General features: G+C 67.4%; 21 protein-coding genes. 7 read left to right on the forward strand and 14 right to left on the reverse strand.

All coding sequences use genetic code 11. The features are described 5' to 3' along the window. Nucleotides 1-66 precede the first annotated feature (66 nt). Both BTO20_RS32325 and BTO20_RS32330 read left to right on the forward strand, forming a co-directional pair. Nucleotides 67-657 carry a hypothetical protein gene (locus BTO20_RS32325; RefSeq protein WP_087080036.1) on the forward strand — a complete coding sequence of 197 codons (591 nt, stop codon included), beginning with the start codon at nt 67-69 and terminating at the stop codon, nt 655-657. Between the two features lie 28 nt (nt 658-685). Continuing rightward, on the forward strand, nt 686-1,465 hold the full coding sequence (locus BTO20_RS32330) for a site-2 protease family protein (RefSeq protein ID WP_087080038.1): 780 nt from the start codon (nt 686-688) through the stop codon (nt 1,463-1,465). 5 nt (nt 1,466-1,470) lie between these two features. Here the strand turns inward: BTO20_RS32330 and BTO20_RS32335 are convergent, their stop codons facing one another. Next, nucleotides 1,471-1,902 carry a hypothetical protein gene (locus BTO20_RS32335; RefSeq protein WP_087082976.1) on the reverse strand — a complete coding sequence of 144 codons (432 nt, stop codon included), beginning with the start codon at nt 1,900-1,902 and terminating at the stop codon, nt 1,471-1,473. Nucleotides 1,903-2,026: 124 nt separating this feature from the next. On the opposite strand from BTO20_RS32335, the gene BTO20_RS32340 reads away from it, so the two are divergent. Both BTO20_RS32340 and BTO20_RS32345 read left to right on the forward strand, forming a co-directional pair. Further along, the gene (locus tag BTO20_RS32340) at nt 2,027-2,923 is read left to right on the forward strand and encodes a cation diffusion facilitator family transporter (protein WP_087080040.1); all 897 of its coding nucleotides are present in this window, start codon (nt 2,027-2,029) and stop codon (nt 2,921-2,923) included. A 51-nt stretch (nt 2,924-2,974) separates the two neighbouring features. After that, complete coding sequence (locus BTO20_RS32345) at nt 2,975-4,396, forward strand: aldehyde dehydrogenase family protein (protein ID WP_087080042.1); 1,422 nt, start codon at nt 2,975-2,977, stop codon at nt 4,394-4,396. Nucleotides 4,397-4,402: 6 nt separating this feature from the next. Here the strand turns inward: BTO20_RS32345 and BTO20_RS32350 are convergent, their stop codons facing one another. Further along, on the reverse strand, nt 4,403-4,819 hold the full coding sequence (locus BTO20_RS32350) for a DUF3151 domain-containing protein (protein ID WP_083165331.1): 417 nt from the start codon (nt 4,817-4,819) through the stop codon (nt 4,403-4,405). Between the two features lie 64 nt (nt 4,820-4,883). Here BTO20_RS32350 and BTO20_RS32355 point away from each other — a divergent pair, with 64 nt between their 5' ends. Then, nucleotides 4,884-5,645: an Rv0361 family membrane protein gene (locus BTO20_RS32355; protein WP_087080046.1), complete on the forward strand. Its 762-nt coding sequence runs from the start codon at nt 4,884-4,886 to the stop codon at nt 5,643-5,645. Between the two features lie 59 nt (nt 5,646-5,704). Here BTO20_RS32355 and fbaA read toward each other — a convergent pair whose 3' ends face one another. Further along, nucleotides 5,705-6,742 carry a class II fructose-bisphosphate aldolase gene (fbaA, locus tag BTO20_RS32360; protein ID WP_087082978.1) on the reverse strand — a complete coding sequence of 346 codons (1,038 nt, stop codon included), beginning with the start codon at nt 6,740-6,742 and terminating at the stop codon, nt 5,705-5,707. Nucleotides 6,743-6,878: 136 nt separating this feature from the next. Here fbaA and BTO20_RS32365 point away from each other — a divergent pair, with 136 nt between their 5' ends. Beyond that, a complete protein-coding gene (locus BTO20_RS32365) occupies nt 6,879-7,526 on the forward strand; it encodes a DedA family protein (protein WP_198344598.1) in 648 nt (215 codons plus the stop codon). Here BTO20_RS32365 and BTO20_RS32370 read toward each other — a convergent pair. The 8 genes from BTO20_RS32370 to BTO20_RS32405 are packed head-to-tail and all read right to left on the reverse strand — an operon-like array spanning nt 7,523 to nt 16,008. After that, a complete protein-coding gene (locus BTO20_RS32370) occupies nt 7,523-8,710 on the reverse strand; it encodes a vWA domain-containing protein (RefSeq protein WP_087080050.1) in 1,188 nt (395 codons plus the stop codon). The two genes, BTO20_RS32365 and BTO20_RS32370, sit on opposite strands and share 4 nt — an antisense overlap. Beyond that, nucleotides 8,707-9,342 carry an SRPBCC family protein gene (locus tag BTO20_RS32375; RefSeq protein ID WP_087080052.1) on the reverse strand — a complete coding sequence of 212 codons (636 nt, stop codon included), beginning with the start codon at nt 9,340-9,342 and terminating at the stop codon, nt 8,707-8,709. Before BTO20_RS32375 ends, BTO20_RS32370 begins: the two co-directional genes overlap by 4 nt. Continuing rightward, complete coding sequence (locus tag BTO20_RS32380) at nt 9,339-10,226, reverse strand: AAA family ATPase (RefSeq protein ID WP_198344145.1); 888 nt, start codon at nt 10,224-10,226, stop codon at nt 9,339-9,341. Before BTO20_RS32380 ends, BTO20_RS32375 begins: the two co-directional genes overlap by 4 nt. Further along, a complete protein-coding gene (locus BTO20_RS32385; protein WP_087080056.1) occupies nt 10,216-11,007 on the reverse strand; it encodes an XdhC family protein in 792 nt (263 codons plus the stop codon). Before BTO20_RS32385 ends, BTO20_RS32380 begins: the two co-directional genes overlap by 11 nt. Nucleotides 11,008-11,018: 11 nt before the next feature. Then, nucleotides 11,019-13,418, reverse strand: a complete 2,400-nt coding sequence (locus BTO20_RS32390) for an aerobic carbon-monoxide dehydrogenase large subunit (RefSeq protein WP_087080058.1) — start codon at nt 13,416-13,418, stop codon at nt 11,019-11,021. Next, a complete protein-coding gene (locus BTO20_RS32395; RefSeq protein ID WP_087080060.1) occupies nt 13,415-13,891 on the reverse strand; it encodes a (2Fe-2S)-binding protein in 477 nt (158 codons plus the stop codon). The genes BTO20_RS32390 and BTO20_RS32395 overlap by 4 nt, the downstream gene beginning before the upstream one ends. Before the next feature lie 2 nt (nt 13,892-13,893). Further along, entirely contained in the window at nt 13,894-14,784 is an 891-nt protein-coding gene (locus BTO20_RS32400; protein WP_087080062.1) for an FAD binding domain-containing protein, read from the reverse strand. A 51-nt stretch (nt 14,785-14,835) separates the two neighbouring features. Then, complete coding sequence (locus tag BTO20_RS32405) at nt 14,836-16,008, reverse strand: XdhC family protein (RefSeq protein ID WP_198344146.1); 1,173 nt, start codon at nt 16,006-16,008, stop codon at nt 14,836-14,838. Between the two features lie 23 nt (nt 16,009-16,031). Here BTO20_RS32405 and BTO20_RS32410 point away from each other — a divergent pair, with 23 nt between their 5' ends. Beyond that, nucleotides 16,032-16,988 (forward strand): LysR family transcriptional regulator, encoded by a 957-nt coding sequence (locus tag BTO20_RS32410; protein ID WP_087080066.1) that lies wholly within the window; start codon nt 16,032-16,034, stop codon nt 16,986-16,988. A 29-nt stretch (nt 16,989-17,017) separates the two neighbouring features. On the opposite strand, the gene BTO20_RS32415 is transcribed toward BTO20_RS32410, so the two are convergent. The 3 genes from BTO20_RS32415 to BTO20_RS32425 form a co-directional block, all read right to left on the reverse strand. After that, nucleotides 17,018-18,079: a LacI family DNA-binding transcriptional regulator gene (locus BTO20_RS32415; protein ID WP_232490918.1), complete on the reverse strand. Its 1,062-nt coding sequence runs from the start codon at nt 18,077-18,079 to the stop codon at nt 17,018-17,020. Nucleotides 18,080-18,246: 167 nt separating this feature from the next. Further along, nucleotides 18,247-19,263, reverse strand: a complete 1,017-nt coding sequence (locus tag BTO20_RS32420; protein ID WP_087080070.1) for an LLM class flavin-dependent oxidoreductase — start codon at nt 19,261-19,263, stop codon at nt 18,247-18,249. Next, nucleotides 19,263-21,608, reverse strand: a complete 2,346-nt coding sequence (locus tag BTO20_RS32425; RefSeq protein WP_269770368.1) for a xanthine dehydrogenase family protein molybdopterin-binding subunit — start codon at nt 21,606-21,608, stop codon at nt 19,263-19,265. The genes BTO20_RS32420 and BTO20_RS32425 overlap by 1 nt, the downstream gene beginning before the upstream one ends. Between the last annotated feature and the right edge of the window lie 4 nt (nt 21,609-21,612).

The following is a 21,612-nucleotide window of genomic DNA, read 5'->3' on the forward strand; positions in this document are numbered from 1 at the left end:
CTCCGCACCTTGAACTGGCGCAGCCGGTAGGTCACCTTATCCCAGCGCACGCGAGGAGCACACATTTTGTCCAACCAGACGCCCGATGCGCCTGGTGTCGCGGTCTTCGGCAGCGCCGCACGGGGGCCGCTGCGCGGGCTGCCGACCGTCGAGCTCGACGGTGTCGCCGCCCAGCGCCGAGTCATCGTCGCAGGTGGGGCGGATGAGCTGGCCGCTGTGCTGACCGCGTTGTTGCGGGCCGACCGGCTCGATGTCGAGGTTGCCCATGCCACCGGCTACCTCTCCGCACGTCGTGCCCTCGGCGCCGCGGCCCGCCGCGTTCCGCTGATCCGCGACGAGACCGGGGCGGTCATCGTGTCGGCGGCCCAGTGGCGCGGCGCCGACGGCGGGCCACTGCACGGCGAAGCGGTGGTCGACGACCATCTGCTGTTCGACGGCGAGGTCCCGGGTGTTCGGGTGGAACCCACGCTCTCGATGCCGGGGCTGCGCGCGGCCGTGCTCACCGAACGCGGGCGGCCCCGCACCTGGGTGACCGGCCGGGCCGCCCAGCTGGGCACCACAGGCGCCCAGGTCACCCGTGACGGCGTGGCGGTACCGCGCAAGGTGCGCCGCTCGACGTTTTACCGGCACACCGAGGGCTGGCTGCGGGTCGGCTGAGCAGCACAGCAACCGGTAGCGTCGAATCGTGAACATCCGCCCGCTGCATCAATCGGTGCGCCCGAGCCCGGTTTTCCTGGCCGTCGTCGCCATCACCGCCGCGGGCGGCGTGGCCGCGTGGCTGGCCGGCGACACTGTGCGGCCGCTGTCTTACGCGGGCGTGTTCGTGCTGGTGGTGGCGGGCTGGCTGGTGTCGCTGTGCCTGCACGAATTCGGGCACGCCTTCACGGCGTGGCGGTTCGGCGACCACGACGTCGCGGTGCGGGGCTACCTGACCCTCAACCCGCTCAAGTACTCGCACCCCATGCTGTCGCTGGGGTTGCCGGTGCTGTTCATCGCGCTCGGCGGCATCGGGTTCCCCGGCGGGGCGGTGTACGTACGGACGTCCTGGATGACGGCCCGCCAGCGAACGATCGTGAGCCTGGCCGGTCCGGCAGCCAACCTGGTACTGGCGATCCTGCTGCTCGCTGCCACCCGGTTGTTCTACGACCCGGCGCACGGCGTGTTCTGGTCCGGGCTGGCATTCCTGGGTTTTCTGCAGGTCACTGCGCTGGTGCTGAACCTGCTGCCCATTCCGGGACTGGACGGCTACAACGCACTCGAACCCCACCTGAGCCCCGAGACGCAGCGCGCGCTGGAGCCGGCCAAGCAGTGGAGTTTTTTCATCCTGCTGATCCTGCTCATCACGCCGGCCCTCAACCGGTGGTTCTTCGGCCTGGTCTACTGGGCCTGCGAACTGTCCGGCGTGCCGAGATTCCTGATGCAGATCGGCGGGCAGCTGACGCGGTTCTGGTCGGCCTGGATGTAACCGGCCTAGAGGTCGGCGAGCACGGCCCGCAGCGCGTCGGCGAGGCCGCGGCGGCCCGGTACGTAGAACGGACCCACACCGTCGGCCAACAGCATCCGCAGCCGGGCGACACCGTGCGCCCGCACGGGCCGGGGGCCTTTCAACCGCAGCCGGATCTCCTCGATCTGATCGACGGCCGACATCACCGCGCCCAGATGGGTCGGGATCCGCGACGCGTAGAACATCGGGTCGGCTTCTGCGCGCTGCACCGCCAGGTCCAGCGTCTCAGCCAGCTCGTGGCGATGGCGGTCGGAGGTCAGCCGCGCGACGTGCATGGCCAGCGCACTGCCCGGCTCGATGGTCACGCCGTCGAGCAGCTGCTGGTCGTAGTGCCACGCAAACACCCGCGCGGCGAATCGGACCAGCGCGGACCCATCGAAGGCGTTGTCATAGCTCATTTCGAACGGCATAACGAGCCTCGTCACTGCGCAATTCCGAAAATGCGGCGAAGGTGACACGCTCGCCGAACCGTGGCGAACGTGACACTTGCGACATATGCGATTATGCGCATATATTGCGTCTATGGGTGCCGGCCACGATCACAGCCATTCGATGGACACGCGCGTCAGCCGGATGGTCATGGCTGCCGCCATCCTCTCGATCTTCTTCGTCGTCGAGCTGGTCACGGCGCTGACCATCAACTCCATCGCGCTGCTCGCGGACGCCGGCCACATGCTGACCGACCTGGTTGCGATGTTCATGGGCTTGACCGCGGTGCTGCTGGCCCGCAAGGGCAGCTCATCGCCGGCCCGCACCTACGGCTGGCACCGCGCCGAGGTGTTCACCGCCGTCGCCAACGCCGTCCTGCTGCTCGGCGTCGCGGGCTTCATCCTGTATGAGGCGTTCGAACGGCTCGGCGACGCACCTCAGATTCCCGGTGTGCCGATGATCGTCGTCGCGCTCGTCGGACTGCTGGCCAACGCCGTCGTGGTGTTGATGCTGCGCTCGCACTCCGAAAGCAGCCTCGCGGTCAAGGGCGCCTACATGGAGGTGGTGGCCGACACCGTCGGCAGCATCGGAGTGCTGATCGCCGGCATCGTCACGGTCACCACCGGATGGCCCTACGCCGACGTGGTCGTCGCGGTACTGGTGGCGCTGTGGGTGCTGCCCCGCGCCATCTCCCTGGCCCGTGCCGCCCTGCGCATCCTGAGCGAGTCCTCGCCCCGCCACATCGACGTCGAGGAGCTGCGCACTGCGCTCGGTCGGGTCACCGGCGTCACCGGCGTGCACGACCTGCACGTGTGGACGCTCGTACCCGGCAAAGACATGGTCACCGCTCACCTGACCAGCACCGCCGACGCGGCAACCGTGCTCGACGGCGCCCGCGCGGTCCTCACCGCACGCGGCCTGGAACACGCCACGGTGCAGGTCGAGGCACCTGGCGCCAGCGGGGACTGCCCCTGCGAGTCGACATGGTGACGATGCCCGAAACCACGCCGCACCGACGCCGACTGAGGCACAGTTGCCCCCGTGCGTGAATACCAGCAGTTCTATATCGACGGCCAGTGGGTCGATCCGCTAAACCCCGCCGCCCTCGACGTCGAAGACCCGCGGACCGAGCGGGTGTCGGGCCACATCGCCAACGGTTCGGCGGCGGACGTCGACCGTGCGGTGGCGGCCGCCCGCCGGGCATTCCCGTCCTGGTCACGAAGCACCAAGGAGGATCGCCTCGCCCTACTGCAGGCGATCCAGGCCGAATACCAAACGCGCGCAGGCGATCTCGCCGCCGCCGTCAGCGAAGAAATGGGCGCCCCGCCACGGCTGGCGGCGGGCCCGCAGGTCAATCTCGGCCTGGCCCATCTCGCCACCGCCATCGACGTGCTCACGAAATTCGAGTTCGACGAGCAACGCGGCTCCACCATGCTGATCAAGGAACCCATCGGCGTCTGCGGACTGATCACGCCATGGAACTGGCCACTGAACCAGATCGCGGTCAAGGTGTACCCGGCGCTGGCCACCGGCTGCACCATGGTGCTCAAACCCTCCGAGGTCGCGCCCTACTCCGCGCAGATCTTCACTGAGATCCTCGCTGCCGCAGGCGTTCCGGCCGGGGTGTTCAACATGGTGTTCGGCGACGGCCAGGGTGTCGGCGCCGCCATCTCGGCTCACCCCGACATCGACATGGTGTCCTTCACCGGATCGACCCGCGCAGGCGTCGAGATCGCCCGCGCCGCCGCCCCCACCGTGAAGCGGGTCAGCCAGGAGCTCGGCGGCAAGAGCCCCAACATCGTGCTGGACGACGAGGCTTTCGCCAAGAGTGTCACCGCGGGCGTCACGACGATGATGCTCAACAGCGGGCAGAGCTGTAACGCTCCTTCGCGCATGCTGGTTCCGCATTCGCGCATGGACGAGGCCATCGAGATCGCCCGGCGGGTCGGCTCGGGCGTCGCCGTCGGCGATCCAGAGGTCAAGACGGCCATCGGGCCCGTCGCATCGCGCGCGCAGTTCGACAAGATCCAGAGGTTGATCGGCGCGGGGCTCGCGGAAGGCGCCACGCTCGTCGTCGGAGGTGTCGGCCGCCCCGACGGGATGGACACGGGGTACTTCGTCAAACCCACCGTCTTCGCGAACGTCACCAACGACATGGCAATCGCGCGCGAGGAGATCTTCGGGCCGGTGCTGTGCATCCTCGGCTACGACGACGTCGACCACGCCGTCGAGATCGCCAACGACACGGATTACGGCTTGGCCGGCTACGTTTCGGCCGCAGACCTCGACCAGGCGCGGGCGGTCGCCCGCAGAATCCGGGCGGGCTCGGTCGCCATCAACCACGCCTTCGACATCGCGGCTCCGTTCGGCGGCTACAAGCGCAGCGGCAACGGACGCGAGTGGGGCAATTTCGGCTTCGACGAATACCTGGAGGTCAAGGCCGCCCTCGGGTACGCGCCCTAAGGCCGGTCAGCCCAGCCCGAGCTCGGCGCGGGCCGACGGATCGCAGTCGTCGAGCAGGTCCAGGCAGCGCTGGAACTCGTCGGTCTCGCCGATGTCGTCGGCGGCGCGGGCCAACGCCGCGACACACCGCAGGAACCCCTGGTTGGGCTCATGGCCGAACGGCACCGGGCCGAAGCCCTTCCACCCGTTGCGGCGCAGCTGGTCCAACCCGCGGTGGTAGCCCGTGCGGGCATACGCGTAAGCGGTCACCGCCTTGTCGTCGTCGAGCGCGGCCTCGGCCAGCACGGCCCACGCGATCGACGCCGACGGATGCGCCGCAGCCACCACGGCGGGCTTCTCCCCCGCAGCGAGTTCGTCCTCGGCCTCGGGGTCGCCCGGGAGCAACACTGGATCCGGTCCTAGCAGATCACCCATCCGCGTCATGGGCCTATTGTGCACCGGCCTATAAGCTCCACCGGTAGCGACGTACGGGAGGACCGCAACAGGGATGTCGAATCCATCGGAGCCGGACGACGCCGGTAGGCCGGGGCGAGCAGACGACCAGACCGAGCAGATGAGGGTGGACGCCGAGTCCGAGGCCACCACCGAGATCATCGGATCCGCGACCGCCATGACAGAAGCGGCGCAGCAGCACGACGAGCGACGGTTCACCGCGCCGTCGGGCTTTGACGGTTCGACACAGAAGATCGACACCCCGCCGGACCCCGAAACCGAGGTGTTCGCCCCACCGACGGCAAAAGCCGCGGCGCCCCAGATGATTCCGCCGCGGGACGGGGCGCCGGTGCCACCCGCCCCCGAGACGCCGTCGCGGCGCAGCTGGGGTTGGGTGATCGCGGTCCTGCTGGTGATCGCAGCACTGGTGGCCATCGCGATCCTGGGCACCGTGCTGCTCACCCGCAACTCCACGGCGTCGTCGCAGGAAGACAAGGTGCGCGCCACCATCGAGAACTTCGACGCCGCGGTCCAGAGCGGTGATCTGGCCACGCTGCGCTCCATCACCTGCGGCAGCACGCGCGACAACTACGTCAACTACGACCAGCGGGCCTGGGACGAAACCCATGCCCGCGTGGCCGCAGCCAAGCAGTACCCCGTGGTGTCCAGCATCGACCAGGTGATGGTCAACGACGACCATGCCGAGGCCAACGTCACCACCTTCATGGCGTTCGCGCCCCAGACGCGGTCGACCCGCAGCTTCGATCTGCAGTTCCGCGACGATCAGTGGAAGATCTGCCAGGCCCCCACGGGCTAGCAGGCTCAGCCGGCGGTGCCCAATTTGCCGGCTCAGCCGGCGGTGCCCAATTTGCCGGCTCAGCCGGCGGTCACACTGCGGCCCGCGCTGTGCAGGTCGTTGCACGCCTCGGTCACGCGCTCGGTCATGGAGGCCTCGGCCTTCTTGAGGTAGGTGCGCGGATCGTAGGTCTTCTTGTTGCCGACCTCGCCGTCGACCTTGAGCACGCCGTCGTAATTGCTGAACATGTGCCCGGCGATCGGACGAGTGAACGCGTACTGCGTGTCGGTGTCGACATTCATCTTGACCACGCCGTACTTCAGCGAATCCTCGATCTCGGACTTCAGCGAACCCGAGCCGCCGTGGAAGACGAAGTCGAAAGGCTTTGCGTCGCCGGACAATCCGAGCTTCTGCGCGGCCACGCGCTGCCCCTCGGCCAGCACCTCGGGCTTGAGCACGACGTTGCCGGGCTTGTACACGCCGTGCACGTTGCCGAACGTCGCCGCCAGCAGGTACCGGCCCTTCTCGCCGGCGCCCAGCGCGTCGATGGTCTTCTCGAAGTCCTCCGGGCTGGTGTAGAGCTTCTCGTTGATCTCGGCTTCGACGCCGTCTTCCTCGCCGCCGACCACGCCGATTTCCACCTCGAGGATGATCTTGGCGGCCGCCGCGAGCTTGAGCAGGTCTTGGGCGATGGCCAGGTTCTCGTCGATCGGTATCGCCGAGCCGTCCCACATGTGCGACTGGAACAGCGGATTGCGCCCGGCGGCCACCCGCTCGGCGGAAATGGCCAGCAGCGGCCGGACATAGGTGTCCAGCTTGTCCTTCGGACAATGGTCGGTGTGCAGCGCGACGGTGATCGGATACCTGTCGGCGATCACATGGGCGAATTCGGCCAGCGCGACGGCGCCGGTGACCATGTCCTTGACCCCGAGGCCGGAGCCGAACTCCGCGCCGCCGGTGGAGAACTGGATGATGCCGTCACTGCCCGCGTCGGCGAAGCCCTTGATCGCCGCATTGATGCTCTCCGACCCGACGCAGTTGATCGCCGGGAACGCGAACGAATGCTCCTTGGCCCGGCCCAGCATCTCGGCGTAAACCTCGGGAGTGGCGATGGGCATGACGGTGTCCTTTCCTGTCCCATGCTGATTGTTGCGGCGCAGGTTCTCGCAGGTGCGGGACGGTGACAGGGCGCAGGTACCCTTGGGACTCGTGATCGCCACCGCCATCCCAGAGGTTACGACCAATCTGGCGCTGATGCCGAGTTTCATGGATCCGCTCAACCTCATCGGATACTTCGGCGCGTGGGCGCTCGTGGGCATCCTGGTCGTGGTGTTCGTCGAGTCCGGAGTCCTCTTCCCGATCCTGCCCGGTGACTCGCTGTTGTTCGTGGCGGGCATGCTCGCGGCGGGTACCGCGGCCCGGGGAATCGACGCCCAGGCGAACTTCCAGCTGTGGCAGCTGCTGGTGTTCATCCCGCTGGCCGCGATCCTCGGCGGGCAGGTGGGCTACTTCATCGGGCGCACCATCGGCACGTCGATGTTCAAGCCCGACGCCAAGGTGCTCAAACAGCGCTACCTCGACGAGGCACACGCCTTCTTCGAGCAGCGTGGGCCGTTCGCCATCGTGATCGCGCGCTTCGTGCCGATCGTGCGGACCCTGGCCCCACTGACCGCGGGCGCTGCGAAGATGCGCTATTCGGTGTTCACGACCTTCAACATCCTCGGTGCGGTGGTCTGGGGTGTCGGCCTGATCCTGCTGGGCTACTGGCTGGGTCAGTTCACGATCATCCAGAAGCTGCTGGAACCCATCTTCATCGTCATCGTGCTGGCCTCGGTCGCCCCGATGTTCATCGAGTGGCTCAAGCGTCGCCGCGCGACGAAGGATGCGTCCGAGACCCCTTAGCCGAGCACGTCGAACAGTTCCCGCAGCCCGGCGAGGGTGTGTGCGGGCAGGAAATGGTCGCAGAACGGCAGTGCCGCAGCCATCGATCCGGTGAGCGGGGCGAATCCCGGGGCGGCTGCGCGGGGGTTGAGCCAGATCACCAGGTGTGCGCGACGCCGTAGCCGGCTCATGGCACGGCGCAGCGTGTCCGGCCCGTCGGCGTCCCAGCCGTCCGAGGCGATCACCACGACCGCCCCGCGCAGGGCGTTGCCGTGCGGTAGCGCCAGCAGGGTGCCGATCGAGCGGCCCAGGTGAGTGCCGCCGTAGCGGTCGATCACCTTGTCGTTGGCCCGGGCCAGCGCGGTCTCGGCACAGCGGTGCGACAGTGCCGCGGTCAGCCTCGTCAGCGTGGTCGCGAACGCGAACACCTCAGGACGCAGCCCCGAGGAGCGTAGGGCCGTCGCCCGCATCAGGTGCAGGTAGACCGTGGCGTACGGCTGCATCGAACCGCTGACGTCGCAGACCAGGACCACCCGGCGCGGCCGCACCTGCCTACGGGTGCGGGCCACCCGCAGCGGCTCCCATCCGGTCGTCCGAGATGCCTTGATGGTTGCGCGCAGGTCGACGTGCCGCCCGGCCGGGTGGCGTTGACGACGCAACGTACGCCGCCGTGGCCAGCGGGTTTGCGCGCTTTCGAGCCAGGCTCCGATGCGGCGCAGCTCGTCGGAGTCGAATTGTTCGAACGGCGTGTCGGCCTGCGCGACGAGTCGGCTCGGCAACAGCTCCGGCACCGCACTGCCCGTGGGCGGATGTGTCGCGGCGCTGACCGAGGCCAGCCGCGTGGTCCACGGCAGCCCGTCACCGTCCCCGGCCGACGGGGCATCGGCGGTGGGCCGCCCCGCCGGGCTCAGCGCCGGGTCCAGCGGCCTTTTCACGCTCACTGGATCGAGACCGAGCACGGCGTCATCGAACACCGCATGGAACACCGCGTCGAATGCCGCGAGGTCGTCGACCCGGCTCACCAAGGTCAGCCGCGCCGCCCAGTACAGCTGGGACCGGCGGGCGGGAGCCAGCACATGCATCGCTTCGACCAGGCCGGCGGATCCGACCGCCGACACCGCGACTCCGGCGCCGCGCAGCCGATCGACCAGGGCGACCGCGAACGCGGCGAGGTCGACCCCCCTGAGCAGGTGCGGGCTCGTCATCGACGGGCGCGGGCCATCCGGCGCACGATCGTGAACACCACAGCAGCCATCAGGAACGCCACCGCGACCCGGGGACCGTACTTCTTCAACGCGCTGCCACCGGCCAGGTCGAGCAGGTCGATGGGCTGGGGTTCGGCTGCCCGCTGTGCCGGCCCGACGGCGGCCACGGGTGCCGCGGCCACGGGCTGGTCGGCGGCGAGCTTGGCTTCCAGCGAGTCGACGAACTGACCCAGCAGCTTCTCGGACACCTGCTGCAGCATGCCGCTGCCGAACTGCGCGAGCTTCCCCACGATCTTCAGATCGGTGTCGACGGTGACCCGGGTGGTCTGTCCCGCGTCGTGCAATCGGGCGGTGACCGTGGCGGCGGCGTTGCCGGTGCCGCGCGCTTCCTTGCCCTTGGCGTCGATGACGGCCCGATGCTCGTCGCGGTTCTGCTCGACGAAGCGCACCTTGCCGCTGAACTCACTGGTCACCGGGCCCACCTTGACCTTGACCTTGCCGAGTACGTCGTCGCCGTCCTGCCCGGTCAACTGTGCGCCGGGCATCAGCGGGACCACCTGGTCGAGATCGGTGAGTAGATCCCACGCGTCCTCGATCGGCACGCTGACGGTGAACTCGTTGGCGATGTTCATGGCGGGCTCCCTCTCAGTTCCAGCAATGCGTCGTGCAGGATTTGGCTGTCGTCAGGGGTTTTCGCCAGTGCGCCGAGCGTGCCCGGCGCGGCGGGATCGACCAAGTCTGAAACCCCGAGTGCCACCAGCGCGGCCACCCAGTCGATGGTTTCGGCGATGCCCGGTGGCTTGTCCAGGTCGAGATTGCGTGCGGCACCGACGAATTGGGCCACGCGTTCGATGAGCGCGTCGGTCGCGCCGGGTACGGTGCGTCGGACGATCGCGACGGCCGTGCCCCGGTCCGGGTACTCGATCCAGTGGTAGAGGCAGCGTCGGCGCAGGGCGTCGTGCAGGTCGCGGCTGCGGTTGGAGGTCAGCACCACGATCGGCGGCCGCTCGGCGGCGAACGTTCCCAGCTCGGGCACGGTGACCGCGGCCTCACCGAGGAATTCCAGCAGCAGTGCCTCGAATTCGTCGTCGGCACGGTCGATCTCGTCGACGAGCAGCACCGGCGGGGTGGGCCCGCGATGGCGGACACTCTGCAGGATGGGCCGGTCGATGAGATACGCCTCGGTATAGAGGTCGGATTCGCCGACTGCCGCTCCGCCGTGGGCCTCCGCCAGCCGGATCGACAACAACTGGCGCTGGTAGTTCCAGTCGTAGAGGGCCTCGGCCGCCGTCAGCCCCTCGTAGCACTGCAACCGGATCAACGGGGTGTCGAGCACTGCGGCAAGGGTTTTGGCGGCGGTCGTCTTGCCGACGCCGGGTTCGCCCTCCAGCAGCAGCGGCCGGCCCATGGTCACCGCGAGGTAGATCGCCGTCGCGGTGCCTTCGCCGAGCAGGTAGTCGTGGACGTCGAAGCGCCGCGCCACGTCGGCGACGCCGCCGAATGGTTCAGTGGCCATGCGCATCGCAGTGGTGTTCGCCGGAATCGGGCGGCCGGGCGTGGGTCTCGAACGAACGCTCCGCGAGGCCACCGACCCTGATGCCCTGGATCACCTCGGCCACGATGGACACCGCGATCTCGGCGGGGGTCTTCGCTCCGATGGACAGCCCGACCGGGGTGTGCACGCGTGCGCGTTCAGCCTCCGACAACTGCATGGCATCCAGGATCGAGGCGCCCCGCACCCGGCTGGCCACCAGACCGACGTAACGCACCCCGGCATCCAGTGCGGCCCTGATGATCTCGGCCTCGGGACCACCGAGGCTCGCGATGACGACCGCGGTGGTATCACCGAAATCGGCGCCGTCGACGTCTGCAGGGCGACGCACGTCGTAGCCGAGTACCGCGCACAGGTCGACCACCCGGTCGCCCACCGGTGTCGCACCGACGATCTGCACCAGGGGTGCGGGCACCTCGGGCGCGAGGAAGATCTCCAGCGCGCCCCCGGACAGGCACGGGTTGACCACCACGCAGGCGCCCGGCGCCTCCGGGAAATGCACGTCACCGTCCGGCAGCACCCGCAGCAGTACGCTCTGGCCGACCTGCAGTGCGCCCAGAGCGGCCTTGCGTACGGAGTTCTGCGCGCATTGACCACCGACGAACCCCTCGATGGTGCCGTCTGCCAACAGGATCGCCTCGTCGCCCGCGTGGGCCGAGGCAGGCGGTTGCGCGCGCACCACGGTGGCGTGCACGAACGGTGTCCGGGCCCGTCGCAGTTGCGCTACCCGTTCGGTCAGGGTCATCCGGTCTCCCTCTAGATAGGCGGCCGTGCCCGGCCCTGCATGGCTTCCCACACCCGCGACGGCGTCAGCGGCATGTCGGCGTGCCGAACACCGAACGGCGCCAACGCATCCACGACGGCGTTCACGACGGCGGGCGGCGAACCGACCGTGGCGGACTCACCGATGCCTTTCGCGCCGATCGGGTGATGCGGCGACGGCGTGACGGTGTGGCCGGTCTCGAAGTGCGGCACCTCCATCGCGGTGGGAATCAGGTAGTCCATGAGCGACCCGCCCAGGCAGTTGCCGTCGGCGTCGAACGCGATCATCTCCATCAGCGCCATGCCGATGCCGTCGACCAGGCCGCCGTGCACCTGCCCTTCGATGATCATCGGGTTGATCCGGGTGCCACAGTCGTCGACCGCGAGGAACCGGCGCACCTTCACCACGGCGGTGCCGGGGTCGATGTCGACGACGCAGAAGTACGCGCCGTACGGGTAGGTGAGATTCTCCGGGTTGTAACAGATCTGGGCGTCGAGACCACCTTCCAGTCCCTCCGGCAGGTCCCCCGCCCCGTGCGCGCGCATCGCGATGTCCTGGATGGTCACCGACGCCGTGGGGTCACCCTTGACGTGGAAGCTGCCCTTGTCCCACTCGAGGTCGGCGACCGAGGCTTCGAGCATGCCCGAGGCGATGATCTTGGCCTTGTCGCGCACCTTGCGCGCGACGAGCGCGGCCGCCGCACCCGATACCGGGGTGGACCGGCTGCCGTAGGTGCCCAGACCGAACGGCGTCTGATCGGTGTCGCCGTGCACCACGTCGATATCCTCGGGCGGGATGCCGAGCTCCTCGGCCACGATCTGCGCGAACGTCGTCTCGTGACCCTGCCCCTGCGTCTGAACACTCAAGCGCACCACGGCTTTTCCGGTCGGATGCACCCGCAGCTCACAGCCGTCGGCCATGCCGAGCCCGAGGATGTCCATGTCCTTGCGGGGGCCGGCGCCCACGGCCTCGGTGAAGAACGACATCCCGATGCCCATGAGTTCACCGCGCTCGCGCTTTTCCCGCTGCTCGGCCCGCAGCGCGTCGTAGTCGATCATCTCCATCGCCAGGCGCATGGTCTTCTCGTACTCGCCGGAGTCGTACACCCAGCCGGTCTTGGACTTGTACGGGAACTGCTCGGGTTTCAACAGGTTTCGCAGTCGCAGCTCGGCAGGATCCATCTTGAGCTCGAAGGCCAGGCAATCCACCAGGCGCTCGACGAAGTACACGGCTTCGGTGATGCGGAACGAGCACGCATACGCCACGCCACCGGGCGCCTTGTTGGTGTACACCGCGGTCATGTGGCAGTAGGCGGCTTCGATGTCATAGCTGCCGGTGAACACCCCGAAGAAACCGGCAGGGTATTTCACCGGGGCGGCAGTGCCGTTGAACGCGCCGTGGTCGGCGAGCACGTTGGACCGGATCGCGAGGATCTTGCCGTCACGGGTCGCGGCGATCTCACCGACCATGATGTAGTCGCGGGCAAAGCCTGTGCTGGTGAGGTTTTCGCTGCGGTCCTCCATCCACTTGACGGGCTTGCCCAGCAGTAGCGAGCCGACGATGGCGCACACATAGCCGGGATAGATCGGCACCTTGTTGCCGAACCCGCCACCGATGTCCGGGGAGATCACCCGGATCTTGTGCTCGGGCAGGCCCGCGACCAGTGCGTACAGCGTGCGGTGCGCGTGCGGGGCCTGCGAGGTGGACCAGAGTGTCAGCTTGCCGGATACGGGATCCAGATCGGCCACCGCACCGCAGGTTTCCATCGGCGCGGGATGCACCCGGGGATAGACCATCTCCTGCTTGACCACCACGTCGGCCGTGGCGAACACGGCCTCGGTGGCCGCGGCGTCACCGGTCTCCCAGTCGAAGCAGTGATTGTCGGTCTTGCCGTCGAGGTCGGTGCGGATCACCGGGGCGTCTGCGTCAAGTGCGTGGCGGGCGTCGATCACGGGGTCCAGCGGGTCGTACTCGACGTCGATGAGCTCCAACGCATCGCGCGCCGAGTAGCGGTCCTCGGCGACGACGAACGCGACCTCCTGGCCCTGGAACCGGACCTTGTCGGTGGCCAGCACGGCCTGTACATCGTTGGACAGGGTCGGCATCCATGCGAGGCCCTTTCCCGCCAGGTCGGCACCGGTGACCACGGCCTTGACCTTCGGATGTGCTTGCGCCGCACTGACGTCGATGCTGACGATCTTGGCGTGGGCGTACGGCGAACGGAGAATCGCCAGGTGCAGCATGCCGGGCAGTCTCACGTCGTCGACGTAGTTGCCGCGGCCCCGGATGAACCGCGGGTCCTCCTTGCGGAGCATTCTGCCGTGCCCGCACGGCTTTTCGTCGTTGGCGGCGGTGTCCTCGGGCCGGCTCACCGGGTTTTCCAGCGTCGTCATACGTTCGCCTCCTCGCGGGCATGCCGCGCGGCCCATTGCACGGAGCGCACGATCGTGGTGTAACCGGTGCACCGACAGATCTGGCCCGAAATGGCCTCGCGGATCTCGGCTTCGGTCGGATCGGGGTTGCGGTCCAGCAGGGCACGGGCCGTGATCATCATGCCCGGCGTGCAGAATCCGCACTGCAGGCCATGACACTGCATGAAGCCCTCCTGCACCGGGTCCAGGCGTCCGTCGACTTCCATGCCCTCCACCGTGCGGACCGCATGCCCCGAGGCCATCGCGGCCAGCATTGTGCAGGACTTCACCGGTTCGCCGTCGACGTCCACCACACACGTTCCGCAGTTGGATGTATCGCAGCCCCAATGGGTTCCGGTCAGCCCCAACTGGTCACGCAGGAAGTGCACCAACAGCATCCGCGGCTCGACCTCGGCGCTGACCACCTCACCGTTGACCGTCATGTTGACCTGCATGGCTAATTCCCTTCCAGTGCAGGGGCGTTGCGCACGCGCTCGACCGACGTGCGCAGCGTGCGGATGGTCAGTTCGGACGCGAGGTGGCGCTTGTAGTCGGCGCTGCCGCGCATATCGCTGACCGGTTCACAGGCCTGCGCGGCGGCTGCTCCCGCCGCGGCGAAGGTCTCTTCGGTCGCCGGTTTGCCTGCCAGGGACTCCGCCAGCTCACGCAGGGCACCCATGTCGGCATTCACCGCGGTGAGGCCGACGCGGGCGACCGCGATCGAGCCGTTGTCCACAGTCACCTGCGCGCCGGCGGCCGTCACGGCCCAATCTCCCACTCGCCGTTCCACTTTCGCGTATGCGCTGGAGGTGCGATGCCGTACCGGGATGCGCACCTCGGTGAGCATCTCGTTGTGGGCCAGCGCGGTCTCATACGGGCCGACCAGGAAGTCGTCGACCGGGATCTCCCGGTCCCCGGCCGGTCCGTGTACCAGGCACACCGCCCCGACGACGGCACACACGGTGGTCAGGTCCTCGGCCGGGTCGGCCTGGCAGAGCGACCCGCCGAGGGTGCCCCGGTTGCGCACGACAGGGTCGGCGATCACCTGCTCCGCGTCGCGGAAGATGGGGCACACCGCGGCCAGCGGATCGGACTCCAGCACTTGACAGTGCCGGGCCATCGCGCCGATGCGCACCAGGGTGGGGTCGGTGACGATATAGCCGAGCTCGGCGGCGAGGTCGTTGATGTCGACGAGGTATTCGGGGTTGGCGATGCGCAGCTTCATCATCGGCAGCAGGCTGTGCCCGCCGGCGACGATCCTGGCGTCCTCGCCCAACCTGTCCAGCAGACCGACGGCGTGGTCGACGCTGGTCGCGCGTTCGTACTCGAAGGGGCCGGGAACTTGCATGCGAACCAGCTCACGCCTGCCCGACGTCAGCGTCAATAGCGAGTTAAGCGATCACTTAACTCGCCGGCTGCGACTCCCGTTGCCCAGCTCATGGTGGATCCGGCCGCCGGTCTCGGCCAGCGGACGGCCGCCGCCGCCCCATCGCCGGGCCACTATCTCCGCCGCGATCGACACCGCGGTCTCTTCCGGGGTCCGGCCGCCGAGGTCCAATCCGATCGGGCTGGACAACCCGGCGAGCTCAGCCTCGGTCAGCCCCGCCTCGCGCAGCCGATCCAGCCGGTCCTCGTGGGTGCGCCGCGATCCCATCGCACCGATGTAGGCGGCGCGGGCGTGCTCGGGTAACCGCAGTGCCACCTCGAGCAGCGGTACGTCGAACTTCGGGTCGTGGGTCAGCACGCAGATCACCGTGCGGGCGTCGATGGCACCCGCGGCGGCCTGCGCGGCCAGGTAACGGTGTGGCCAATCGACGACGACCTCGTCGGCCGTCGGGAACCGCGCCGAGGTGGCGAACACCGGGCGGGCGTCGCACACGGTGACGCGGTAACCCAGGAACGCGCCCTGCTGCGCGACCGCGGCGGCGAAGTCGATGGCCCCGAACACGAGCATGCGAGGCCGCGGCGCATGACTGGCGACGAACACCTCCATGCCTTCGCCACGCCGTTGCCCGTCCGGGCCGTAGGTCAGCACCTCACTGCGGCCCGCCGCCAGCAGGCCGCGCGCATCGTCGGTCACCGCCGCGTCCGCCCGGGGCGAGCCCAGGGCGCCGTCGACCGGACCGTCCCCCGGGTCGCGCCGCACCACCAGCCGCCTGCCGACCCAGGCAGCGTCGGGGTGGGCGATGACCGTTGCGACCGCGACGGGGCGGTGCGCGTCGATGTCGGCGGCGATGGCATCGAGTTGACCAAAAGTGCTCTGCGACACCGGTTCCACGAAGACATCGAGGATTCCGCCGCACGTCAGCCCGACCTCGAAGGCAGCGTCGTCACTGACCCCGTAGCGCTGCAGGACGGGTATCCCCGTGGCCAGCACCTCGGACGCCACGTCGTAGACCGCACCCTCGACACAACCACCCGACACCGAGCCGCTCACCGTGCCGTCGGGCGTCACCACCATCGCCGCACCGGGCGGGCGCGGAGCCGATCGAAATGTGCGCACCACTGTCCCGAGGCCTGCGGTGCCACCCGTCCGCCAGACTGCTAACAGAGTGCTCAGCACCTCTCTCACGAGAATCAATCTAGGCTTCAAACGTGACACCTGCGCAACTGCGTGCATTTTCGGCGGTGGTCAGGCTCGGTTCGGTGCGCGCGGCCGCGGAAGAGCTGGGCGTCTCCGACGCCGGAGTGTCGATGCACGTCGCCCAACTGCGCAAGGAGCTCGACGATCCCCTGTTCACCAGGACCGCGGCCGGGCTCGCGTTCACCCCGGGTGGGCTGCGGCTGGCCAGCCGTGCCATCGAAATCCTCGGCCTGCAGCAACAGACCGCCATCGAGGTGACCGAAGCCGCGCACGGCCGACGGCTGCTGCGCATCGCGGCGTCGAGCGCCTTCGCGGAGCACGCGGCGCCGGGACTCATCGAACTGTTTTCCTCACGCGCCGACGACCTTTCGGTCGAACTCAGCGTGCATCCGGCGGGCCAGTTCGCGCACCTGATCGCCTCGCGTGCCGTCGACATCGCACTCGGCCCGGCCGCGGACAGCACCGGCCGGGAGATCGCCGTGCGGCCCTTCCTGAAGTACCAGATCATCACCGTCACCTCACCGGACAGTCCGTTGGCCACCCGTACCCCCACCCCGGCCCTGCTACGCGAGCAGCACTGGTTGCTGGGCCCGTCAGGCGGGAGTGTGGACGGCGAAATCGCTTCCATGCTGCGCGATCTCGCGATCCCCGAAGCGCGCCAGCGCATCTTCCAGAGCGACGCCGCCGCTCTCGACGAGGTCCAGCGGGTCGGCGGCGTGACGCCTACGATCGGCTTTGCCGTCGCGAAGGATCTGACGAGCGGACGGCTCGTGCACGTCAAGGGATCGGGCCTGCAGGTCTCCGGCGAGTGGTCGGCCTCGACCCTGCCGACCGCGGCCCGCCAGCCCGCCGTCTCGGAGCTGGTGCGCTTCATCACCACACCGCGCTGTACCCAGGCGATGATCCGCGGCACGGGTGTGGGGGGCGCCCGGTTCCGCCCGAAGGTGCATGTGACTCTCTGGAGTTGACGGGCTGACTCAGCCCAAGAGCCCCATTCCTACCGCGAGAGCGGGCCTACGCCGCTCAACAGCGTGGATTCACGAGCAACGAGCGTCGGGCTGAGCCTGATCGAACACGGGTGCCCGCCATCGAGGCGGGTGAGCAACATTTCCGTACTCAACCTGCCCATATCGTCGAGAGGCGATCGGATCGAGGACAGTGGAACAGACAGCTGTGCTGCGATCGGAACGTCGTTGTACCCGAGCACCGCGACATCCCGGCCCAGTTCGAGGCCATGCTCGCGCAATGCTCCGATGGCGCCGATCGCAGTGAAGTCATTGATCGCGAACACCGCCGATGGCTGTGGCTTCAGCGAGAGCAATATCTCGGCAGCGGATCGCCCGCTATCGACGTCGAATGCGGAATCGACGATGTAGTGCGCCGAGACAGTGATTCCGGCCTCCGCGTATCGTCCGACGAAGCCGTTGCGGCGTTCACGCCCTGTACTCGTTAGGGGATCGCCCGCAATCACACCGACGACCGAATGGCCTAGCTCAAGAAAGTGCTCGGCAGCCAATCGCCCACCTTCGAGGTCATCGGTGGTGACGGATGGATGCCGGCCCACGCGGCGCATCGTGAGAACGAATGGCACGCCTAGGGCCAGCAGGTGATCTGCAAGCTCGTCCCCATCTCTGAGGTCGCACACGATCAGTCCATCTACACGACGCGAAAGCAGGCCATCCAGTCGGAGACGTTGCACAGCGGGGTCGTCGCGGGTGTTGGCCACGACGGTGTTGTAGCCGGCGGCACGCGCTGCGTCGTCGATCGACTCGTAGATCTGTGCGAGCACAACGTCAGTCAGGCGCGGCACCAGGACGCCGATCATCCGTGTCCGTCCGGTGCGTAGCGACGCGCCGGTGATGTCGCGGAAATAACCCAGTTCGTCGGCGATCCCTCGAACCCGCGCGACGGTCCGTTTGCTCACGCCGACGGGGTCATCGCTTAGCGCCCGCGAGACCGTGGACGGGTGGACACCTGCGCGACTGGCGACTGTCGACAGTGTCACGCGGGAGGACGCGACCGGACCGTTCATCGAAAGCGGCTTACCAATCGGCTTCATGCGCTCTCACCACAAACACCGTGGGAAGCTCCGCGGGCATCGCCTGACGATGAGGTCAACAACGTCGCCGTTGTATCCGCTGCCGTCGGCAGCCCCGGCAAAAAGATGAACGGTGATCTGCACTGTCCTGCATCCCCGATCTCACCTCGTTGAACATCGAGCCGGGGTCACCCGCAATTAAGTCTGGCTGATGCGCGGATACCCGGGAGTACGCGCCGGGCGAACCGTTCCATCGATCGGTCGGCACTCGCACTGTCGAGACCCGGCGCGTGGAACGACACGTCGATTCCGTCGAGACCGCACTCCGCCATGTACCGGCGAAGATCGCGCGTCACGCTCTCGGGGCCTCCGACGATCCAGCCCAATTCGGCAGTTATCTGCTCGTAGGTCATCGTTCCTGCTTTCGCGACGTCTGTGCGCCACTGGGGCGACGGCGGGGTGAAGTTGCTCCAGAACTGCATGACCGCTGGTTCCGCGAAATCCCGCGCCTCGGTATCGTCGGCTCCCACGAAGACCATTCGAACCGCGTGCGCGGGCCCCTGCCCTCCCGCCGCTCGGAAGCTCCTGACCAATTCGGCCTGCCGTGCACCTCCGAATAGTCCTGCAAAGTAACCAAATCCGCGGCAAGCGGCCAGTTCGATGGTTCGTTCGTCGATGGAAGCCACGTGAATGCGATCACTCAAATCGCGGATCTGCATCGCCATCGGTTCCCGCGTGGCGTGCCGCCGCCCTTCGAGCATGTCGGCCACCTCACCGACGCGCGTACGCAGGGCCGTCCGGCGCAGTTCACGTGATCGGTACCCCTGTCCGACTCCGGCCATGCCTGCGCCGAATCCGAATTGGGCCCGCCCGTCGGTGAGGGCGTCCAAGGTGAGCATCTCTTCAACCAGTGTCGACGCATTGACGTCGGCGGCCAGTCGGACCGCCGATCCCAGACCGATGGTGTCGGTCCGGGCCGCGGCATTGGCGATCAGCAACTGCGGTGCTGCCACCCGCCCCCAGATGTTGCCGAACGAATGTGTGTGTTGTTCGGTGTACCAGGCGATATCGAAGCCAAGGCGATCAGCGCGCTCAGTGGATTCGAGGATCTCGTCCAACACTTCTGCATCCTGACGGTCGGGGGTCGCCCATCCGTGGAAGAACACTCCGATACTGGGATACCCTGCGCAGCCCAGGCCCGGCATCAGATTTTCCCGAGTGCCTTGAGAACACGTTCTGGCGTCAAAGGCAATTCCTTGATGTGCACCCCGAGCGCATTGGCCACGGCATTGACCACCGCACCGGCTCCGTCATTGTTGGCAGCCTCGCCGATTCCCTTGGCCCCGAACGGGCCCGAGTCTTCGTGTGTGGCAGCAAAGAAGACGTCGAAATCACGGCACATGTCCCTTGACGTGAAAATCTTGTAGTTCAGGTAGTCAGCGTTGAGGGTTCTGCCAGTTTCGCGGTCCACTTGGATCTCTTCGAGGAGCGCGTAACCGAACGCCTGCGCAGCCCCGCCGTGGATCTGTCCTTCGACGAGAACCGGGTTGATCACCTGGCCCACATCGGATCCCGCGACGACCTTGTCGATCGAGATGTGCCCTGTCTCAGTGTCTACCGACACCTCGATGAACTTGCAGGTGAAATGCGATGCGGTCGTCACCGCGCGACGACTCTCCTCCGCCATGATGGTGCCCCACTGCCGCATCTGCGCGGTCCGGGTGATCTCCATGATGCTGATCGAGGGTTGCGACGCGCCGGCCACTGACGGACCTGTCACTTGCGCTCGTCCCCCCACCAGCACGATGTCGCCCGGGTCGGCCTCCAGGATGCGACCAGCCATCTCGCACAGGATCGTTCGAACCTTCTCCGCGCATAGCTTCGCGACCATTCCCGACACGTAGGTACTACGGCTGGCGTGTGTAACCACGTCGTACGGAGACGAATCCGTATCGGTCGTATTGACGATGACATCCTCGACCCGCAGGCCAAGAACCTCGGCAACGATCTGCGCATGGCCCATGAGATTTCCGGTGCCCATGTCGATCAACGCAGTGGTGAGGCTGGCGGTGCCGTCCTCGTTCATCTTGATGATGCTGCCGGCGTACTCGAGAATGTCTGACACCTCGTTGGCCTGGCCGCAGCCAGATGTATGGAACGCACGTCCCATCCCGATTCCCTTGAGGACCTTCTGGGTCTTCGGTTGCTGTGCCAACTGTGCGCGACGGTGCCAGCCGATCCGGCGTGCACCTTCGGTCAGGATCTCCTCGACACCACAGCTCTTGATGTAGTCGATGACGTTGGGTCCCTGCGCATAGTAGGCATCGCCTTCGCGAATATAGTTGCGCAGCCTCATCTCCACCGGATCGATACCCAGTTTGTCGGCCAGCATGTCCATGTGGGACTCCACCGGAACGTTGGCTTGCGGGTTGCCGAATCCGCGGAAGCCCGCAGCGGGCGGCGTGTTGGTGTAGATGACGTGACCCGTGAAGTCCTGATTCGGGACGCGGTACATGGACATGAACCACCCACCCATGCATTTGGTCACCCATTCCCCCGAGCAGGCATAGGCGCCGGTGTCGACGTGGGCGACCATCTGGTGGGCGACCAGCGTGCCGTCCCGTCGGGCACCCGTCTTCAGCGTCACCGTCGCAGGATGCCGGCTGGTGGACATCATGTCCTCCTCGCGCGTCAGCTGCAGTCGGACCGGCTGGCCAGCCTTCATGGCCAGCAGAGCCGCGATCGGTTCGTCGACGTTCATGTCCAGTCGGGCACCGAACGCCCCACCGAGGAACACCTGATGGACGTTGATCCGGCTGTACGGGATGCCAAGTGCGCGTGCCATGTTGTGGCGAAGTCCGTGGATGGATTGCGTGGTGGCCCACACGTCGAGCCGCCCGTCGGGGCGCGGGTCAACGACGATGCAGCGACGCTCCATGGGGCTCTGCTGCTGCTTGGGCACCGCGAACGTGTTCTCGATGACGAGATCTGCCTCCGCGAAACCTTTGTCGATATCGCCGACACCCATTTTCACGGTCCGTAAGATGTTGCCCGACAGGTCGTCTCGCTCATCACCCCAGAAGACGGTGCGATGCACCTGGGGTGCGCCCGGCGCGATCGCCTCGAACGGATCGAGCGCAGCACGCAGCTTCCGGTACTCAACCTCGATCGCCGCGACGGCCTTCGCAGCGATCTCCACACTAGTCGCGGCGACGGCGGCCACCACATCACCGACATACCGCGCCTTGTCCGGGATGACAAAGTTGTCCCGCGGCATGTACTCCGGGGGCAGCGCGAACTCGCGACCGTATGGGTGCGCCGGTGCGTCCTCGTGGGTGATGATCGCCTTGACCCCGGGGATGGCCAGCGCCCGTGTGATGTCGATCCGGACGATCTCTGCATGCGGGTGGGGGCTACGCAGAATCTTGATGTCCAGCATTCTCGGCAGCCGGATGTCCCCGACAAATTTCAATTGTCCGGTGGCCTTGTGCACGGCGTCGAACTTGGGAACACGCCTGCCGATGTTGTGGTACTCGGCGGAAACCGGCATGGTC

It is taken from the genome of Mycobacterium dioxanotrophicus (assembly GCF_002157835.1).
Lineage (GTDB): Bacteria > Actinomycetota > Actinomycetes > Mycobacteriales > Mycobacteriaceae > Mycobacterium > Mycobacterium dioxanotrophicus.

Coding starts and splice junctions, on each gene's coding strand:
- BTO20_RS32335 (WP_087082976.1), bottom strand. CDS start 1,902: ATGAGCTATGACAACGCCTTCGATGGGTCCGCGCTGGTCCGATTCGCC.
- BTO20_RS32340 (WP_087080040.1), top strand. CDS start 2,027: ATGGGTGCCGGCCACGATCACAGCCATTCGATGGACACGCGCGTCAGC.
- BTO20_RS32350 (WP_083165331.1), bottom strand. CDS start 4,819: ATGACGCGGATGGGTGATCTGCTAGGACCGGATCCAGTGTTGCTCCCG.
- BTO20_RS32355 (WP_087080046.1), top strand. CDS start 4,884: ATGTCGAATCCATCGGAGCCGGACGACGCCGGTAGGCCGGGGCGAGCA.
- fbaA (WP_087082978.1), bottom strand. CDS start 6,742: ATGCCCATCGCCACTCCCGAGGTTTACGCCGAGATGCTGGGCCGGGCC.
- BTO20_RS32365 (WP_198344598.1), top strand. CDS start 6,879: ATGCCGAGTTTCATGGATCCGCTCAACCTCATCGGATACTTCGGCGCG.
- BTO20_RS32370 (WP_087080050.1), bottom strand. CDS start 8,710: ATGACGAGCCCGCACCTGCTCAGGGGGGTCGACCTCGCCGCGTTCGCG.
- BTO20_RS32375 (WP_087080052.1), bottom strand. CDS start 9,342: ATGAACATCGCCAACGAGTTCACCGTCAGCGTGCCGATCGAGGACGCG.
- BTO20_RS32380 (WP_198344145.1), bottom strand. CDS start 10,226: ATGGCCACTGAACCATTCGGCGGCGTCGCCGACGTGGCGCGGCGCTTC.
- BTO20_RS32385 (WP_087080056.1), bottom strand. CDS start 11,007: ATGACCCTGACCGAACGGGTAGCGCAACTGCGACGGGCCCGGACACCG.
- BTO20_RS32390 (WP_087080058.1), bottom strand. CDS start 13,418: ATGACGACGCTGGAAAACCCGGTGAGCCGGCCCGAGGACACCGCCGCC.
- BTO20_RS32395 (WP_087080060.1), bottom strand. CDS start 13,891: ATGCAGGTCAACATGACGGTCAACGGTGAGGTGGTCAGCGCCGAGGTC.
- BTO20_RS32400 (WP_087080062.1), bottom strand. CDS start 14,784: ATGCAAGTTCCCGGCCCCTTCGAGTACGAACGCGCGACCAGCGTCGAC.
- BTO20_RS32415 (WP_232490918.1), bottom strand. CDS start 18,079: ATGAAGCCGATTGGTAAGCCGCTTTCGATGAACGGTCCGGTCGCGTCC.
- BTO20_RS32420 (WP_087080070.1), bottom strand. CDS start 19,263: ATGCCGGGCCTGGGCTGCGCAGGGTATCCCAGTATCGGAGTGTTCTTC.
- BTO20_RS32425 (WP_269770368.1), bottom strand. CDS start 21,608: ATGCCGGTTTCCGCCGAGTACCACAACATCGGCAGGCGTGTTCCCAAG.